General features: G+C 68.7%; 16 protein-coding genes. 8 read left to right on the plus strand and 8 right to left on the minus strand.

Annotated features, from left to right (window positions below; all coding sequences use genetic code 11):
- The 3 genes from MVA01S_RS13080 to MVA01S_RS13090 form a co-directional block, all read right to left on the minus strand.
- On the minus strand, nucleotides 1–266 hold a 266-nt coding region (locus MVA01S_RS13080), incomplete at its 3' end, for a nitroreductase family protein (protein ID WP_174538907.1).
- A gap of 43 nt (nucleotides 267–309) precedes the next feature.
- Nucleotides 310–924, minus strand: a complete 615-nt coding sequence (locus MVA01S_RS13085; protein ID WP_003931532.1) for a TetR/AcrR family transcriptional regulator — start codon at nucleotides 922–924, stop codon at nucleotides 310–312.
- Between the two features lie 17 nt (nucleotides 925–941).
- On the minus strand, nucleotides 942–1,793 hold the full coding sequence (locus tag MVA01S_RS13090) for an oxidoreductase (protein WP_003931533.1): 852 nt from the start codon (nucleotides 1,791–1,793) through the stop codon (nucleotides 942–944).
- A 107-nt stretch (nucleotides 1,794–1,900) separates the two neighbouring features.
- On the opposite strand from MVA01S_RS13090, the gene MVA01S_RS13095 reads away from it, so the two are divergent.
- Nucleotides 1,901–2,473, plus strand: coding sequence for a TetR/AcrR family transcriptional regulator (locus MVA01S_RS13095; protein WP_003931534.1), 573 nt, complete (start codon nucleotides 1,901–1,903; stop codon nucleotides 2,471–2,473).
- Nucleotides 2,474–2,497: 24 nt separating this feature from the next.
- On the opposite strand, the gene MVA01S_RS13100 is transcribed toward MVA01S_RS13095, so the two are convergent.
- A complete protein-coding gene (locus MVA01S_RS13100; RefSeq protein WP_003931535.1) occupies nucleotides 2,498–3,118 on the minus strand; it encodes a DUF308 domain-containing protein in 621 nt (206 codons plus the stop codon).
- Nucleotides 3,119–3,641: 523 nt separating this feature from the next.
- On the opposite strand from MVA01S_RS13100, the gene MVA01S_RS13105 reads away from it, so the two are divergent.
- The gene (locus tag MVA01S_RS13105; protein WP_081529106.1) at nucleotides 3,642–4,289 is read left to right on the plus strand and encodes a cutinase family protein; all 648 of its coding nucleotides are present in this window, start codon (nucleotides 3,642–3,644) and stop codon (nucleotides 4,287–4,289) included.
- A gap of 70 nt (nucleotides 4,290–4,359) precedes the next feature.
- On the opposite strand, the gene MVA01S_RS13110 is transcribed toward MVA01S_RS13105, so the two are convergent.
- Nucleotides 4,360–5,118 carry an SCO6745 family protein gene (locus MVA01S_RS13110; RefSeq protein ID WP_003931537.1) on the minus strand — a complete coding sequence of 253 codons (759 nt, stop codon included), beginning with the start codon at nucleotides 5,116–5,118 and terminating at the stop codon, nucleotides 4,360–4,362.
- Between the two features lie 115 nt (nucleotides 5,119–5,233).
- On the opposite strand from MVA01S_RS13110, the gene MVA01S_RS13115 reads away from it, so the two are divergent.
- From MVA01S_RS13115 to MVA01S_RS13135, 5 genes are all read left to right on the plus strand, one after another.
- On the plus strand, nucleotides 5,234–5,932 hold the full coding sequence (locus MVA01S_RS13115) for an Rv1733c family protein (RefSeq protein ID WP_003931538.1): 699 nt from the start codon (nucleotides 5,234–5,236) through the stop codon (nucleotides 5,930–5,932).
- Nucleotides 5,933–5,996: 64 nt separating this feature from the next.
- Complete coding sequence (locus tag MVA01S_RS13120) at nucleotides 5,997–6,626, plus strand: TetR/AcrR family transcriptional regulator (protein ID WP_003931539.1); 630 nt, start codon at nucleotides 5,997–5,999, stop codon at nucleotides 6,624–6,626.
- Nucleotides 6,627–6,725: 99 nt separating this feature from the next.
- On the plus strand, nucleotides 6,726–8,594 hold the full coding sequence (locus MVA01S_RS13125; protein ID WP_003931540.1) for a S9 family peptidase: 1,869 nt from the start codon (nucleotides 6,726–6,728) through the stop codon (nucleotides 8,592–8,594).
- Between the two features lie 67 nt (nucleotides 8,595–8,661).
- Entirely contained in the window at nucleotides 8,662–11,511 is a 2,850-nt protein-coding gene (locus MVA01S_RS13130; protein WP_040541922.1) for a cation-translocating P-type ATPase, read from the plus strand.
- Nucleotides 11,508–12,416 (plus strand): cation diffusion facilitator family transporter, encoded by a 909-nt coding sequence (locus tag MVA01S_RS13135; RefSeq protein ID WP_003931542.1) that lies wholly within the window; start codon nucleotides 11,508–11,510, stop codon nucleotides 12,414–12,416. The genes MVA01S_RS13130 and MVA01S_RS13135 overlap by 4 nt, the downstream gene beginning before the upstream one ends.
- A gap of 60 nt (nucleotides 12,417–12,476) precedes the next feature.
- Here MVA01S_RS13135 and ulaA read toward each other — a convergent pair whose 3' ends face one another.
- Entirely contained in the window at nucleotides 12,477–14,042 is a 1,566-nt protein-coding gene (gene ulaA / locus MVA01S_RS13140; protein WP_003931543.1) for a PTS ascorbate transporter subunit IIC, read from the minus strand.
- Between the two features lie 7 nt (nucleotides 14,043–14,049).
- Nucleotides 14,050–14,817, minus strand: a complete 768-nt coding sequence (locus tag MVA01S_RS13145; protein ID WP_040541925.1) for a PTS sugar transporter subunit IIAB — start codon at nucleotides 14,815–14,817, stop codon at nucleotides 14,050–14,052.
- 141 nt (nucleotides 14,818–14,958) lie between these two features.
- On the opposite strand from MVA01S_RS13145, the gene MVA01S_RS13150 reads away from it, so the two are divergent.
- Complete coding sequence (locus MVA01S_RS13150; protein ID WP_003931545.1) at nucleotides 14,959–15,897, plus strand: aromatic alcohol reductase; 939 nt, start codon at nucleotides 14,959–14,961, stop codon at nucleotides 15,895–15,897.
- 37 nt (nucleotides 15,898–15,934) lie between these two features.
- Here the strand turns inward: MVA01S_RS13150 and MVA01S_RS13155 are convergent, their stop codons facing one another.
- Nucleotides 15,935–17,656 carry an MOSC domain-containing protein gene (locus tag MVA01S_RS13155; protein WP_040541928.1) on the minus strand — a complete coding sequence of 574 codons (1,722 nt, stop codon included), beginning with the start codon at nucleotides 17,654–17,656 and terminating at the stop codon, nucleotides 15,935–15,937.
- Between the last annotated feature and the right edge of the window lie 46 nt (nucleotides 17,657–17,702).

Consider the following 17,702-nt stretch of genomic DNA (forward strand, 5'->3'; position numbering starts at 1 on the left):
CCCGCCGATTCCAGGCGCGGCGGGCGCTCGTCCGCGGCCGCCAACAACGCCGCCACCAGTTGATCGCGGCGATCACCCGTCACCAGGTACATCTCCCAGGGCTGGGAGTTGGAGTTCGACGGCGCGCGCATCGCGAGCGTCACCGCCTCCTCGAGGAGCGCGGTCGCAACGGGCCTGTCGCTGAGGAACATTCGTGACGAATGCCGACGCGCCACGAGGTCACCGAGTCGCCCCGATCCGGCGGATTCCTCGTGATGGTCGGTCATGCCGCCCCCGTGTCTGGTCCCGCTGCGCACTGGACACGGCGGCTCAGCCCGATGCCGCCATCCGCCTCCATACTGCCTCGCAGGTCTGCGCCGCGCGATCGAGTGCCTCCGGGGAGACTTTGGACGCCTGGTAAAAGCTGCGTTCGATCATCCAGCACAAGACCCCCGCCAGTGCCTGCGCATCGGCCGGCCCGTCGCCGGCCGGGACACCTCCGCGGTGCAGGATCTCGGCGATGGCGTCGATGGATGCTTCGGCGGCACCGGTCCACAGCCGGTCGACTTCGAGCACGGCGGATCCGAGATCGACGGCCATGCGCATCACCGGGCCGTGCTCGCGCCACAGGTCCGCGGTGCGGCGCAGCGCAGCCGCGATGACCCGGTCGACCGGACCGGTGTCGGCGCGTGCGGAAGCTGCCTTCTCCTGCAGTTCATGCACGGTGCGGGCGACCAGCGCCGTGAGCACTTCTTGTTTCGAGCCGAAATAGAAGTACAGCGCCCCCCGGGTGATCCCGGCCGCCCCGGCGATGTCGCCGACGGTCATGTCGGCATAGCCGGTCGCCGACAGCAGGCCCTCAGCGGCATCGAGGATCTGCCGCTCGCGCAGGTCACCCTTGCGTGCGGCAGGGGCCGTACGACGCGAGGGCCAGGATTTGGTCACTGTTTCCCCGGACAGCCCTAGCCGGCCGCCAATTGCGCACCGTCAGCGAAATCGGTACTGCGGGAAAGGCGGTCCCAGCGCCGAATGTCTTCGTCGACGGCCGCGCGGGCTGCACCTATCAGCCTCAGAGCGTCCGAGCCGAGAACGAGATGCGCCGGCGGGTCGGCCTCCTGAAGTATCGCCAGGACGGCATCGGCCGCCTTCGCCGGGTTGCCCAGCTGATTGCCGCTCGCTCTGACGCGTGCCTCGCGGAGGGGGTTGAACGACGCGTCGTAGTCGGCGATGGAACGCTGCGCACGTGTCATCGAACGGCCCGCCCAGTCGGTGCGGAACGAGCCCGGCTCGATCGCGGTGACGTGAATGCCGAACGGGGCCACCTCTTTACGCAGACTCTCCAGCATCCCCTCGACGGCGAACTTGCTCGCACAGTAGGCGGACATCCCGGGGACCGCCATGAGACCGGCCATCGACGTGACTGCCATCAGGTGCCCGGCGCGCCGTTGCCGCATGTACGGCAGCACGGCCTGCAGCGTGGCCGCGACCCCGAAGACGTTGGTGGCGAACTGCGCGCGCAGTTCCGACAACGGCGTCTCCTCGAACACACCCTCGAGGCCGTAACCGGCGTTCGCGATCACGACGTCGAGGGGCCCAACCGCCGACTCGACGTCGGCCACCGTCGCGAGGACGGCCGCGTCATCGGTCACGTCGAGCACGCGGGCATGGGCGCGCCCCGGCGCCAGCGACCGGAACGCCTCGGCGTCCTCGGGTCTGCGCACCGTGCCCACCACCTGATGCCCGGCCTCCAGCGCTCCGGTCGCGAACGCCCGTCCCAGGCCACTGCTCACGCCGGTGATGAGGAATGTCGTCACGGGAGCCTCCTGATCGCTCTAATCTACACAGTGTCGACTTTATTCGACGCACCGTCAAGTAGTGCGCCGTCGGCGGCCGTGCACCAGCGGGGCGCTAACGTAGTCGGGTGACTACGGCAGAGGGCGGCACCACCGACGCCGGAGCCCGCATCCGACCGATCGTGCTGTCACACGCGGCTGATCTGTTCGCCGAACGCGGCCCGGCGGCGACGACGCTTCGTGACATCGCCGCGCGGTCGAACATCAACGCCGGACTGATCTTTCGCCATATCGGCAACAAGGACGCGGTGGTGGCGGCCGTACTGGACCATCTCGCCGAAGACCTGGTGGCCGCACGCGACGCGGGCATGCCGGCCGAGGAGGTCGAAGCCCGCGCCGAACGGAGCTGGCGGGTGATCGCCCGCGCGCTGCTGGACGGGTTCGACGTCGGCGGACTCCAGCATCGGTTTCCCAACATCGAGCAGCTCGTCGCGGCCGCCCGCGAACAGTGCGAGGACGACTACGCGGCTCGGGTCGCCACCGCGGACGCACTCGCCCTCCAGTTGGGCTGGCGACTCTTCGGCCCGTATCTGAGGGCCGCGACGGGGCTGAGCGACCGCCGTGGCCGCGCCGTCCCCAAACCCGTGACCGGCGCCCTCGGCGAGCATCTCGCCGACCCCCGCGGGCTGGCGCACGACTGAGGCATCGCCGCCTCCGCGCCGACGTCAGCGCCCCTCGTAGGCGCGATCGCCCGCGGCGGCACCGGCGGTACGCCGGCGTCGTCGCGCGGACGACACGCTCAACCAGCCGGCCGACACGAGAAAATAGAGGGCCCCGAACGCGGCGTACGGTGCGATGTCGGCCACGCTCGGCACCACCGGGGCACCCGCCTCCCGCAGGAACATCACGCCGGCGAACGCCGACTGCGCGCCGCTGAGGATCATGACCCACTGGCCGCCGGCGAGCTTCCAACGGCGCACCGCCGTCGCCAGCTGCAGCAGACCCGACAGCGCGGCCCAGACTCCGAAGACGCCCAGGACCGCGTTCATGCTCGCGGCGAGCGCGAAGGCCACGGCGACGGTGGTCACGCTGCTGACCGCGGCATTGAACGTCTGCGTGGGGTTACGCCGGAAACCGCCGTTGCGCCGGGCGTCGGCGGTGTTGGCCAGGCCGTCCCAGGCCGGATAGCTCAACAGCAGCACAGCTGCGACGATCGGCGACTGGGGACCGACAACCAGGGCGGCGGCGACCCAGACGAGCGACACCACGCCGCGCAGGGCGTAGTAGGACCTCAGCCAGTGGTCGGTATCCGAGGCCTCCCGGCCGCTGAGAGTGTTGTCTGTCATCGTCTCTCCTCCAACGCGATCCGAGCGTGAGATGCCCGCACCTCTTGTTGCGACACAGGGGTTTTCGCTATCGGCACCCGCGGAACGACGTTGTGATACGGATTGCCGGACTGCGCAACGGGGGTCGGCGATCGATACTCCGGACGCGCATGCAGTCAGCTGACTACACGCTAATGTAGTCGGCTGACTACGGCAAGGCCTGATCTCGAGCCGGCACCGGCCAGGGCTCGGCGCCGGAAGTTCCGCGGTCCGGGTATCGACCTCGCGGGCCCGGGGGTAGCCTGCGAGTGGGTCCCCTCGCTTTCGACGCGGAATGCGATGGGACGAAGCGGTGTTGACCGGAGCGGTGCCGTATCGACGCCGATGCGGCGAAGTCTCGTTTTGTTGCGTGTAAACCACTGCGCACCAACACGTTCCACGTTCTGCGCACCGCTACCTGCTTCAATGGGGTCGGAGCATCGGAGGGGAGTTGAAGGTGGGTATCAGCAAGGCTTTGGGGTTACCCGGCACGGTGGCGTTGGCGATGATGGCGATCTCGACCAGCCTGTCGTCGCCGGTTTCTGCCCAGGAATGCCCAGACGTCGAGGTGATCTTCGCGCGCGGCACCCATGAGCCGCCCGGGGTGGGTCCGACGGGGCAGGCGTTCATCGACGCACTGCGCCCGCAGATCGGCGACAGATCTCTGGGCGTTTACCCGGTCAACTACCCGGCCACCGATCAATGGGCGACCGGCGTGGACGGTGTCCGGGATGCGAGCACCCGAATCCTCTCGATGGCAAACACTTGTCCCAGTACCGATCTGGTGCTCGGTGGATACTCGCAGGGCGCGGCGGTGGCCGGCTTTGTGACCTCGGCCGCGGTGCCCGACGGCGTCGATCCCGCGACGGTTCCCAAGCCGCTGCAGCCCGAGGTCGCCGAGCACGTCGCCGCCGTTGTCCTGTTCGGCATGCCGAACCCCCGCGCGATGAACTTCCTCGGCGAGCCGTCGGTGACCATCGGTCCGCTCTACGCGACGAAGACGAGTGCGTTGTGCGCGATCGAGGACCCGGTGTGTTCAGACGGGCTGAACTTCGCCATGCACACCCCGGGCAGCTACAACGGCGATCTGACCGCCCGGGGCGCGGCGTTCGCCGCCAGTCGCCTCAACAGCACCGACGTGACGCCGCGCTGAGTCCGCCCCCGGCGTACAGCACCTATCCCCAACGCAGATCGATTGAGGGGCAGGACAAGTCGCGGGTGGATCACCTCGGAACGGCGGCCTTCAACGTCCCCAGCGCGGCGGAGCTCAGTCGGGCAAGTTCCTCGGTCTCCGCGGGATTCAGTGTGCTGCTGACGATCTCGGCCATCCGTCGGTTGGTTGCACGCTCGGCCTCGACGAAGCTCTCCTTCTTGTCCGCGCCGTCGGCGTACGGCTCGGGCCAACCGAACATCGCGGTGTACCCGGGGCCCTTGTTGAGCATGTGCGCTTCCACCGGGCTGACGCCCGACAGGGACAGCGCGTTGAAGTGCAGCCCGGCGCGCAACTCCCGCAACACGAACATCACCTGAAGCGCCCTGGCGGGGACATCGTCGGCCAGCGGCATCGCGCGCCAGCCGGCGAACAATGGCAGGCTCGCGGCCGGCGTCGCCGCGATGACCTTCTGCCCCAGCGCCGCGATGCGGTCCAGTCCGTCGGCTGCCGCAAGGTACTGGCGGCCGAACTCGGCGGTCTGGTTCCAGTAGACCTCCGCCGCCCCGGCCGCGCCGCGCACCGCGACGCCCTCGTCCCACATCGCCGCCAGGCCGGTCGGCTCGAACACCGCGAACACCGAACTGACGGTGGCGCCGGTGGCCTCGCCCAGGACGCCGCCGCGACCGGCGACATACCCCGCCAGCGGATTCTCATAGCCTGCGGCGACGCTCCCGGCGTAGGTCTGCGGGTGCAGCATGAACACCGCCACCGCTTCCTCGATGGCCGCGCCGGCGGCTGCCACGGACTCGATCAGGCCGGTATCAGTCATGGGAGGAAGGTTAACGCCACCACTTGTCGCGACGCGACAAAGGAGGCGCCGCGTCCTTGTGTCATGCGTCCAAGCCCTGTGCGCCGATCGTAGCCACCATGGAGTAGAGCCGGACGTGTCTACGTCGCCGGAGATCACCGCACAGGAGGGAAGCACGGTGCGCCCGCACAGAGCCAGGAGTGAGCGCGAGGCCGGTACCCACCGGGCCGAGGACGACGGCTGGACGCCGTTCACTCTCGACCTTCCTCGACTGCCCCTGCTCACGCGGCTGCGTGGCCGCCACCCGCTCGTCCGCACCGTGGACCGGATGGAGGCCGCGCTGCTGGTGCTGGCCGTGGCGATGGCACTGTTCGCGTTCCCGATCGCCGCCGCGGCGGGCACGGCGGTCTACGACTCGTTGCGCCACACCCATGTCGCGCAGGCCGAGAACCGATTCATGGTCGAAGCGACGGTGGGCGACGTGCCGGCGCGCGGTGACCGGACCCGCCGCGCCGACGTGCCGGCCACGTGGATCGTCGGCGGCGTCCAACACAGCGGAACGGTGCGGGCGTCGGCGACGGTCGAGCCCGGCGACACCGTCGACGTGTGGGTCGACGAGGACGGCAGGCAGGTTCCCGCACCGGCCTCGATCGGATCCGCGCCCGCGCAGGCCGTGACGACGGCGGTGCTGATCTGGGCGGGCGTCGCCCTCGCCGCTGCCTCGCTGTACGGGGTCGGCCACCTGCTGTGCTCACGCGCCCGCGGCGCCCGCTGGGACACCGGCCTGCACAAGCTCGCGGAATCCGGGGACGGGCCTTCCCGGGACCGACCCTGATCACAGCTTTGACAGGATTGTCACTTAGTGACACAGTGGTGCTGTCACTAAGTGACAGGAGGTCGTGAAGATCGGCAGCACCAGCGACAAGCAGGCACAGGCACGCCTGCAGGTTTCGCGACACGCGTGTGAGTTGTTCTGGGACCGAGGCGTCTCCGCCACCAGCGGGGACGACATCGCCTCGGCGGCAGGGCTTTCCACTCGCACGGTGTGGCGTTACTTCCGCAGCAAGGAGAGCTGCGTGGAGCCGGTGCTGGCGCAATCCGCACAGCGTTTCATCACACTGGCCCGGCAGTGGCCGAAGGAGTTGTCCCTCGCCGACCACCTCGCCGCCTACACCGCCCGCAATCCGCTGACCGAAGAGGAGATCGTCGATGTGCGGAGCGCACTGCGCATCGCCGCCGTGTCGGTGCGGGAACCCGCGTTGCGGACCTCCTATCTGATGGTGCACGACCAGATGGAGCGTGATTTCATACCCGTTGTCGCCGAACGGCTTCACCTACCTGAGCAGCACCTGACCGTTCGCCTGTGCGCCGCCGCGGTGACCGGCGCGTTCCGCGTCATCGACGAGGAGGTGGGCCGTCGGGTGATCATCGACAACGAGAAGGTCAGCCAGGCCGAGGCACTCGACATGATCGACCGGGCCGTCACCGACGCCACCAACGGCCGGTTCGGCGGACCCGTCGCGGACTGACCGAAAACCCCAGGAACGACAACCGAATACGCACACATCCCGGCCGTTGACCCACGCCCGGTGATCGACTCTGCGCTGCTGACCCCAGGAAGGGCCCCCATGGCACTGCCCGAGCACATCTCCGTCGAAGACTTCTTCAACCCACCCACCCGCGCCGGAGCGATGATATCGCCCGACGGCCGCCGCATCGCGTTCCTCGCACCGTGGAAGAACCGCCTCAACGTGTGGGTCCAGGACCTCGACTCCGACGAGGCGCGGTGCGTGACGGCCGACGAGCAGCGCAGCGTGCACCATTTCGACTGGACCGACGACCCGCGCTGGATGATCTATCTCCAGGACACCGCCGGCGACGAGAACTGGCACCTCTTCCGCATCGATCTCGACGATCCGGAGGCCGTACCCGTGGACCTGACCCCGTTTCCCGGGGTGATCGCCGCACCGATACGGGAGGTCAAGAACGGCAAGGCGGTGGTGATCACGAACCAGCGCGACGTCCAACTGTTCGACGTGTACGAAATCGACATCGCCACCGGCGAGTCCACGTTGCTCGCCGAGAATCCCGGAACCGCGTTCAACTGGCTCTGCAGCGACAACGGCCACCTGTTCGCGACGTCACTGACCCCCGACGGTCATGTCGAACTGTCCCGGTGGGACGGCGACGCGGCGACACTGACCCCCATCGCGACGTTCGACGGGTCGGATCACCCGTTGGGCATCTACCCACTCGTGCTCACCCCGGACGGCACCGGGGCATGGATGGGTTCCAGCAAGGGCACCGACCGGACCCGCCTGGTCCGCGTCGATCTGACCACGGGCGCGGAGACCGAGGTGGACAGCCACCCGGAATTCGATCTCGACATCCACGGCCTCTTCGATCCCCTCCGGTCACAAACCCTGATCCAGGACCGGAGCACCGGCGCGCTCATCGGTGTCCGCTACCAGCGTGAGCGACAGGTGATCCATGCGCTCGAGCCGCACTTCGCCGACGTGCTCGCGAATCTGGAGAAGTTGTCCGACGGCGACCTCGGCCGGATCACATCCGACGAGAAGGGCCGGCGCTGGGTGGTCAGCTTCACCCACGACCGCGATCCCCACGCCACCTATCTGTACGACCACGACACCGGCGAGAGTCGGCTGCTGTACCGGCCGTACCCGCACCTCGATCCCGAGCAGCTGGCCCCGATGCAGCCGGTGGCGATCACCTCACGGGACGGCCTCACGCTGCACTCGTATCTGACCCTGCCGGTCGGGGTGGAGCCGACCGGGCTGCCAATGGTCCTGATGGTGCACGGTGGCCCGTGGTATCGCGACAGCTGGGAGTACAACCCCGCCGCGCAGCTACTGGCCAACCGGGGATACGCGGTGTTGCAGGTCAACTTCCGCGGCTCGCTGGGCTTCGGCGCATCGTTCCTGAAGGCCGCGATCGGCGAGTTCGCGGGCAAGATGCACGACGACCTGATCGACGCTGTCGACTGGGCCGTCCAGCAGGGCTACGCCGACCGGGAGCGGGTCGCGATCTTCGGCGGGTCCTACGGCGGCTACGCGGCGCTGGTCGGAATCACGTTCACCCCGGACGTCTTCGCCGCCGCCGTGGACTACGTCGGCATCTCCGACCTGGCCAACTTCATGCGGACCCTGCCGCCGGTGGGACGCCCGCACCTGGCCAACAACTGGCACCTCTACGTCGGCGACCCCGACGACCCCGAGCAGCTGGCCGACATGATGGCCCGCTCGCCCATCACCAAGGTCGACCAGATCCGCACACCGCTGATGGTGATCCAGGGCGCCAACGACGTCCGCGTGGTGCACGCGGAGTCCGACAACCTGGTGAATGCGCTGCGTGCCCGCGGCGTCGAAGTGGAATACCTGGTCCAGACCGACGAAGGCCACGGCGCGGTCAACCCCGAGAACGTGATCGAGATGTACCACGCGATCGAACGCTTCCTCGCCCGCCACCTGAAGGAGTGACCCCGGCGGGGAGATCGTTACTGCTTTCCCCTTGGTTCGGCGCGTCGCCGGGAGCATCATCGGTCAGGTGACAGTGTCTGTCGGCGCGTCGCACGATCCGTCGACACGCGACGCCGCCGAGGTGGCACGTGACCTGGCAGTCGACCCTGCGACCGGTCTCACCTCGGCGGAGGCCGACCGCCGCCTCCAGCGCGACGGACCCAACACGTTGCGGGCCAAGGCGCCGGTGCCGGTGTGGCGAAAGATCCTTCGCCAGTTCCAGGATCCGCTGGTCTATCTGCTGCTCGTCGCGGCCGCGATCTCGATGGCGGCCTGGGCCGCCGAAGGCGCGACCGGCGCACCCGTCGACGCGCTGGTCATCTCCGCGATCGTCGTGCTCAACGGCATTCTCGGGTTCGTCCAGGAGAGCAGGGCTGAGGCAGCCGTCAAGGCGCTGCAGTCGATGACGTCAGCGACCTCGACGGTGCTGCGCGACGGCGAACTGCGCACGGTGTCGTCGGCTGACCTGGTGTGCGGGGACGTTCTCGTGCTCAACGAGGGCGACGCCGTCGGCGCGGACGCCCGGCTGCTGACGGCCGCGGCGCTGCGCCTGGCCGAGGCGTCGCTGACCGGCGAGAGCGAGCCGGTGACCAAGTCCGCCGCCACGCTGGCACAACCCATGCCGCTCGGCGACCGCACGGACATGGTGTTCCGCGGCACCTCGGTGGTCCAGGGGGTGGGACGGGCGGTCGTCACCGCCACCGGGATGGGCACCGAGGTCGGTGCGATCGCCGAGATGCTGGAGACCACCACGGAGGACCCGACCCCGCTGCAGAAGGAGATCGCGCGGGTCAGCAAGCTGCTGGGCGTCACGGTCATCGTCATCGCCGTGGTGGTCATGGCCGTCACGGCGCTGGTGAACGAGATCTCCACGTTGAGCCATCTGGTCACCGTGCTGCTTCTCGGGGTCTCCCTCGCCGTTGCGGCGGTCCCCGAGGGGCTGCCCGCCATCTTGTCCGTCGTGCTGGCCATCGGGGTCCAGCAGCTGGCCCGGCGCAACGCGGTGGTGAAGAAGCTGCACTCGGTGGAGACGCTGGGTTCGGCCACCGTGATCGCGTCGGACAAGACCGGCACCCTGACGAAGAACGAGATGACGATCCAGCGCATCCGCACCGCCTCGGGCGAGGTCGAGCTGACCGGCGTCGGTTACCGTCCCGAGGGCGCCGCGCTGGCCGGCGGCCGGCCGTTGTCCGATCCGGCACTGTCGCGCGAGGCACGCATGGTGCTCATCGGCGGCATGCTGGCCAACAACGCGCAGCTGACCGTGCACGACGACGAATGGCAGATCCAGGGCGACCCGACCGAGGCGGCGTTCCTGGTGGCCGCCCACAAGCTCGAGGGTGCCCGCGACCGCGCGCGGCAGTTCGAGCGGCTGGGCGAGATCCCGTTCACGTCGGAGCGGAAGATGATGTCCGCGTTGGTCGCTCGGAGCGACGAAAACACCGGGGTCACCGGCGACGACACAGGCGCCGCGGTGGTGGCCAAGGGCGCGCCCGACGTGCTGCTGAAGCGCTGCACCGCCGTTCAGGTCGGGGATCAGGTGGTACCGCTCGATCCCGACCGGCGCGCCGCCGCAGCCGTCGCGGTCGAAGAACTGTCCGCGCAGGCCTACCGCACCCTGGGGGTCGCCTACCGCCGGGTCGACGCCGACACCGCCGACGAGCTCGACGCCGATGACGAACAGGATCTCGTCTATCTCGGCGTCGTCGGGATCATCGACCCACCCCGCCCCGAGGTGGCCGACGCCGTCGCCGAGGCCCACCGGGCGGGTGTGCGGGTCATGATGATCACCGGCGATCACCCCACCACCGCGGCGCGCATCGCCGAGGACCTCGGCATCGTCGGGCCGGGAGCCGTCGCGGTCACCGGGGCCGAGCTCGACGCACTCTCCCCCGACCGGCTCGAAGAGGTGACGGCCGCGACCTCCGTCTACGCGCGAGTCGCACCACGGAACAAACTCCAGATCGTCGACGCGCTGCAGGCCCGCGGCGAGGTCGTGGCGATGACCGGCGACGGTGTCAACGATGCGCCCGCGCTGAAGGCAGCCGACATCGGTGTGGCGATGGGGATCACCGGGACACAGGTGACCAAGGAAGCCGCGAAGATGATCCTCGCCGACGACAACTTCGCGACCATCGTCATCGCGGTCCGCCAGGGCAGGGCCATCTTCGACAACATCAAGAAGTTCCTGCGCTACCTGCTGTCGTCGAACATGGGTGAGGTCTTCACCGTGTTCTTCGGTGTGGTGCTCGCCGGTTTCATCGGGATCACCGCCGCGGAGGGCGAGACGATCGTCGTACCGCTGCTGGCCACGCAGATTCTGTGGATCAATCTCGTCACCGATTCCGGGCCTGCCCTCGCGATGGGCGTGGATCCGGAGATCGATGACGTGATGTCCCGGCCGCCGCGACGCCCGACCGATCGCCTCATCAACCGCGTGATGTGGCGGGGCATCCTGTCCATCGGATTGGTCATGGGCATCGCCACGCTGTTGACGATGGACATCTTCCTGCCGGGCGGCCTGGTCGAGGGATCGGACTCGCTGGACGTGGCGCGCACCGCCGGATTCACCACACTGGTGTTCGCGCAGTTCTTCAACGCCTTCAACTCCCGGTCGGAGACCACCAGTGCGTTCCGGGGCCTGTTCAGCAACCGCTGGCTGTGGGCCTCGGTGGGCCTCGGTGTCGCGCTGCAGGTCGCGGTGGTGCAGATACCGCTGCTGCAAACAGCTTTCGGCACAGCTCCGATGGACCTGACCCACTGGGTGGTCGCGGTTGCGATGGCCTCGACCGTGCTGTGGTTCGACGAACTCCGCAAGCTGGTGCTGCGCACACGGCTGCGCGGAGCCGCCGCGGAAGAACGGACGGGGCGGAGATGACGGCGATTTCACTGTCCAAGCAGCAGGAGCACCGCCTGCTCGAGCGGTTCATGCTGCTGAGCCTGACCGCCGCGATCACCACCATGGCGCTGAAAGCCGGTGCCGCGGCGGTCACCGGTTCGGTCGGATTCCTCTCCGATGCATTGGAATCCGGTGTCAATCTGGTTGCGGCCGTGGTGGCGATCTGGGCGCTGCGGGTGGCCGCCCGCCCCCGCGACGCCGACCACCACTTCGGCCATGGCAAGGCCGAGTACCTGTCGGCTCTGGTCGAGGGAGCGATGATCTTCGTGGCGGCCACCGCGATCATCTGGAGCGCGGTCGAACGCCTGATGAGTCCCGAGCCGCTCGTGCAGCCCGGACTAGGGCTGGCCCTGTCCACCGCCGCGGCAGTGGTCAACCTCGTCGTGGGGATCGTTCTGCAGCGGGTGGGCCGGCAACACCGCTCGCCCACGCTGGTGGCCGACGGCAAGCATCTGATGACCGACGTGTGGACCTCCGCGGGCGTGATCGTCGGCATATCCCTTGTGGCGCTGACGGGTTGGTACCCGCTCGATCCGATCGTGGCGCTGACGGTCGGGGTCAACATCCTCTGGACCGGGTACCGGTTGCTCCGCGGATCGATGAGCAATCTGCTCAGCGCGGCGCTGCCCGAACGCGATCACGCGGCGGTCGAGGCGGTCCTGGACCGCTACCGCAGCGAGTACCCGGTCGAGTTCGCGCCGCTGCGCACCGTCGAATCCGGCCGGCAGCGTCTGGTGTTCGTCGTCGTCACCGTGCCCGGGCAGTGGACCGTGCAAGCCGCGCACGACCTGGCTGACCGCCTTGAGTCCGATATCGACGCGGCGCTGCCCCACACCGAGACGTTCATCCACGTCGAACCCGCGGGCAGCTCGTCCCGATATTAAATTGTGCCGCAACGTATTCAGGCTACGTCGCCACGATATCAGTGGCCCCACGCCTGACCGTCAGGCCTGCGGCGGCGGGGGCGGCGGCGGCGCTCCGGCCGGCGGGGCGATCTTCGGGTAGCTGCGCCCGCCCGTCGGCGCCGAGGTGGAGCCGGCCGCCGCGCCGGCACCGACCGGAAGCGGCCGACCCGGCGAGGGATCCCAGTCGGCGTCGACCAGGCGCTTCTGCACCAGGATCGCCAGGCTGAGCAGGATCACACCGATCATCAGCATCGTCACCATGCCCCACACGGTGCCGAGCTTGGCGGCGTTGCCGAGAAGGATTCCGTACCAGCCGAAGTCGGTGTCGCCGAAGGTGGTGTTCTCCGCACCGAAGGAGCCGAGTACCCGCACCAGCAGCGCGGGCAGGAACGTGATCAGCAGGCCGTTGACGAACCCGCCCGCGACCGCGCCCCGTCTACCACCGGTGGCATTGCCGTACACCCCGGCCGCGCCGCCGGTGAAGAAGTGTGGCACCAGGCCGGGGAGCACCAGCACCCAACCGAACGCCGGCCCCAGCCAGACCGACAGCACCGCCAGCCCCACCAGACCGGCGACGAAGCTCGAGATGAATCCGATGAGCACCGCGTTCTGCGCGTACGGGAACACGATCGGTGCGTCGAGCGCGGGCACCGCGCCCGGCACCACCCGCTCGGCGATTCCTTGGAACGCCGGTACCAGTTCGCCAAGGATGGTGCGCACGCCGAACAGGATCACCGCAACGGCCACGCCGAAGCTGAGTCCTTCGGTGACGCCCCTCATCAAGAAGTTGCCGACATCCACGGCGGCACCGGCGCCGGTGTCGTCGGCGTATGCGGCGAATGCGGTCTCCTGACCGGCTCTGGCCAGATACAGCAGCGAGACGACCAGATACATCAGCACCATCGACAAGGCGGTGGCGACCATCGAATCGCGCAGGAAGCGCAGAGATTCCGGCAGTCTGAGATCTTCGGTGGACTGACTCTTCTTCCCGCCCACGAACCGGCCGGTGATGCCAGAGGCGATGTAGCCCAGGGTGCCGAAGTGACCGATGGCAATGCTGTCGTCGCCGGTGATGCGCTTAGTCCACGGTTGCGCGAGCGCCGGTAGCGACACCATCACCACGCCGAGCAGGAAGCCGCCGAGCAGGATCACGATCGGGGTGTCCAGCCCCGCGGTGGCCAGCACGATCGTCAACAGAGTAGCCATGAACAGCGCGTGGTGACCCGTGAGGAACACGTAGTGCAGCGGCGTGAACCGGGCCAGCACCAGGCTGACGGCGAACCCCAGGATCATCAGCCAGGCCACCTGTGCCCCGTACTCGTCCTGCGCAATCCCGACGATGGCCTCATTGGTGGGGACCACGCCCTGAGTGCCCGCGGCGCCCTGGATCATCACGCCCAGCGGTTCCAGTGAACTGACCACCAGTCCGGCTCCGGCGTTGATCAACAGAAAGCCCAGCGTGGCCTTGAGTGCGCCACCGATCACCTGTCCGGAGGACTTGCGCAGGGCTATCAAGCCAACCGCGGTGATGATGCCGATCAGGAAGGCGGGGACCGCCAGAATTTCATTGACCAGGAATTCGGCGATGCCGACCAGCCAGTTCATCGGGCTCCTAGACGTCGTAGGAATCGCGCAGCGCGCTGTCCACTTCGGCGGTGGAGGTGAAGTTGTCGATCACCTTGACCGGCACCCCGACGTCGCCGAGGGTCCGGGCGATCTCACCGGAGGTCAGAATCAGGTCGGCGCTCTTGGCCTTGCCCTTCGCCGAGATGGTGTCGGTGGCCTCGACGGTGATGAACGGCGCCCAGCCCCACGTCTGCAGCACCTGCTCGAGCGTGTTCTTCAGAAACAGGCTGGTGCCCAGCCCGTTTCCGCACACCGTCAGGATCAGGTTGTTGGCCTTGGCAGGCGCGGCGGCGCTCGTCGTCGGCCGCGGGCCGCCGAGCAGCTCCATCACCTCGGCGGGCGTCTTCGCGGAGTCCAGCGCCGCGCGCCGGGCCGGGTCCCCCAGCACCTTCGCCAGTTGCGCCATCGCGGCGGTGTGCGCGCCCGCGTCGACCGCGGCGAGCGCCACCACCAGCGTCACCGGGTCGTTGGTCTTGTGTCCGAATTCGACCGGTTCGGCCAGCCGCACCCAGGACATCCCGGTGCGATGCACAGCCGGCGAGGAGCGGGCGTGCGCGAAGGCGAAGCCCGGGGCCACCACGATGTAGGGACCGTTGGCCTCGACGTTGGCGATCATCGAATCGGTGTAGGCGGCATCGGCGATGCCTGCCTGGTCTAGGAGCCGACCGGCAGCTTTGATCGCCGCCTGCCAGGTGTCGGCGTGCACGTCGAGCGCGATGCGCTCTTCGGACAGCAGATCGACCAGCTCCGCCATGAACCCCACCCTAGACTCCTGCGTCCCACCCGAGGCGCTTTCGGCCCGGTCGTCAGCGGGCCGGGAAACACCTGGGGCGTGGACTGCGTTGCACCCTTCGGCCCGGCATCACCGCGATCAGCCGGGCAAGGAAGGCACGCCGTGAAAGCACGTGACACCGAATCGTTCCTGATCGTCGGCGCCGGCGAACTCGGGACGGCAGTCATCGATGCGCTGTCGGCGCAGATCCGCAACCGCCGAAGCGGTGACACCATCGCGGTGCTGCTTCGCCCGACATCCTCCCCCTCCGCGGGCAGAGCGCAACTGCTCCGGGAACTCACGGCCGCCGGGGCGACCGTGGAGTACGGCGACGTCGCCACCACCCCGGCGCCGGAACTGGCCGACCTTTTCGGCAGATACGACACGGTGGTCAGCTGCCTTGGCTTTGCCGCCGGGGCGGGCACCCAGGTCACACTCGCCGAGGCGGCCCTGTCGGCACGGGTAGGCCGTTATCTGCCTTGGCAATTCGGGGTGGACTACGACCTGATCGGCCGAGGGAGCCCGCAGACGCTGTTCGACGAGCAGCTCGACGTGCGCGACATGCTGCGAAGCCAGAACCACACCGACTGGCGCATCATCTCCACGGGGATGTTCACCAGCTTCCTGTTCGATCCCGCGTTCGGTGTGGTCGATCTGCCTTCGCGCACTGTGCACGCGCTGGGTGACTGGGACACCGAGGTCACCGTCACCACCCCCGAGGACATCGGCACACTCACCGCCGCGGTGCTGCATGCGCCACCGAGTGCCGCCGACAAGGTCGTCTACGTCGCCGGGGACACCCTCAGTTACGGCCGGCTCGCCGATGTGGTCGAGGACGTGCTCGGCACCGAGGTGAACCGGGTGCGCTGGTCGATCGAGCATCTCGATGCCGACCTTGCGACGGATCCGCAGGACCCCATGAAGAAGTACCGCGCCGTGTTCGCCCGCGGCGTCGGCGTGGCCTGGCCGAAGTCGGCGACGTTCAACGCCCGCAACGGGATCGAGACGACGACCGCGCTTGAGTGGGCCACGAATAACCTCGGGCCGCCGACCGCGCCCTGAATCGGTGGGTGTCGTTTTGGGGGACAATAGGATCCGGTCAGAGATCCAGGACGACGGGCGTCACCGGCGCCGCGATGCACGGCAGACAGTTGCCTTCGGCGGGCTCCTCCAGAGGTCCGGGGTCGTTGCGGACCCGCCCGGCCAGTAGCCCGGTTTCACAGGTGTGGCAGACCCCCGTGCGGCAGGACCACCGGGTGGGGATGTCGCACGCTTCGGCGAACTCCAGCAGGCTGGCGTATCCCGAACCCCAGGGTGCGGAGATACCGCTGCGGGCGAACTGGACGACGGGCCCGTCACCTGTCGGCCCCGCGGGTTGATGCGGTGGCAGGGCGGACGCGGCGGCGATTCCCGGGGTGACGGCGGCGCGGCCGGCGAAGGCCTCGACGTGGATGGCGTCCCGGCGCATTCCGTGGTCGACCAGCACGCGGGTGACGTCGGCCATGAACAGATCCGGGCCGCACACGAATACCGAGGCCTCGCTGGGGATCTGCAGTTCAGCCAGTGCTTGGGCGGTGATGCGGCCGCTGCGGTCGTAGTCGATGCCGAGCCGATCGGACTGCCTCGGCCGACTGTAGAAGACCGCACTGCGACTGCCCGGGAGGAGGCGCAACGCCTCGCTCGCCTCGGCGGCGAAAGGGTGTTCGACCCCGTTACGCGCGGCGTGGATCCACCACAGCGGCCGGTCGGATCGCTGCTCGCTGACGGCATGCAACATCGACAGCAGGGGCGTGACACCCACCCCGGCCGACAGCAACACCAGCGGCCGTTCCGCCGCGTCGAGAACGAAGTCGCCGCGGGGCGCGGCGATATCGATCTCGGCACCGACCGGCAACTGATCGTGGACGTAATTGCTTGCGCTACCGTGTGTTTCCCGCTTGACCGCGATCCGGTACAGGTATGTGGCCGGACTGTTGCACAACGAGTAGCTGCGCACGGCCGTCGTGTCCCCGATCGGGACGCGCACCGCTATCGACTGTCCGGCCAGCCGCGGCGGCAAGGGTGTGCCGTCGGGATCGGCGAGGGTCACTGAACGCACGTCGCGGCTCTCGGCCCTGGCCGCGACGACGCGCAGTGCGCGGAACCCCGGCCAGGCCGGTGGCCCGGTGGCGGCGCCGGTCAACCCGCTGTTCCCCGATACCGCGGAATCACTTTGCGCCAGCAGGCTTTCCAGCGATCCCTTCCATCCTGGGCTGAGCGCCGGGATGCGCAGTGCACGCTCGAGACTGTCGCGGGGATGCCCCGGGAGATAGAGCAGGCCGTCGATGTCGGCGACCGTCACGGCCTCGGGCCCCTGGCTGATCTGTTCGATCTGCTGCCCCGCTTCGATCTGCCCCTCGGCGAGGACGCGGCAGTAGAAGCCCGGTCGACGGTGGGCGACGAGCAGCGCCGCCATCCGGGGCTCGCGGACACGCATCCCGACGCGGTAGCAGGTCACCCGCGGCTGCGTCACTTCGAGCACGACGTCGCCGATGCGGTACCGGTCGCCGATGCACACCTCGCTGTCGGGCAGGCCGTCGACGGTGAGGTTCTCCCCGAACACGCCCGGCGTGAGATCGTCGCGGCCCAGTTCGCGGGCCCAGTGGCGGTAGGACTCCAGCTGGTAGACCAGCACGGCGCGATTCTCCCCGCCGTGTCCGGCCAGATCACCCTGACCGTCGCCGTCGATGTTGAGCCGCCGGACCGTGCGCGGCCCCGCCACCGGCGACTTCCAGCTACCCGTGTGCACCACGCGGCCGTTCCAATCGACGTCGGCGGGCATTCCGACGTTCACCGACGCCAGCGTGGCCCGATCCCTGCTGTCGGCG

It is taken from the genome of Mycolicibacterium vaccae NBRC 14118 = CIP 105934 (assembly GCF_001552715.1).
Taxonomy (GTDB): Bacteria; Actinomycetota; Actinomycetes; order Mycobacteriales; family Mycobacteriaceae; genus Mycobacterium; species Mycobacterium vaccae.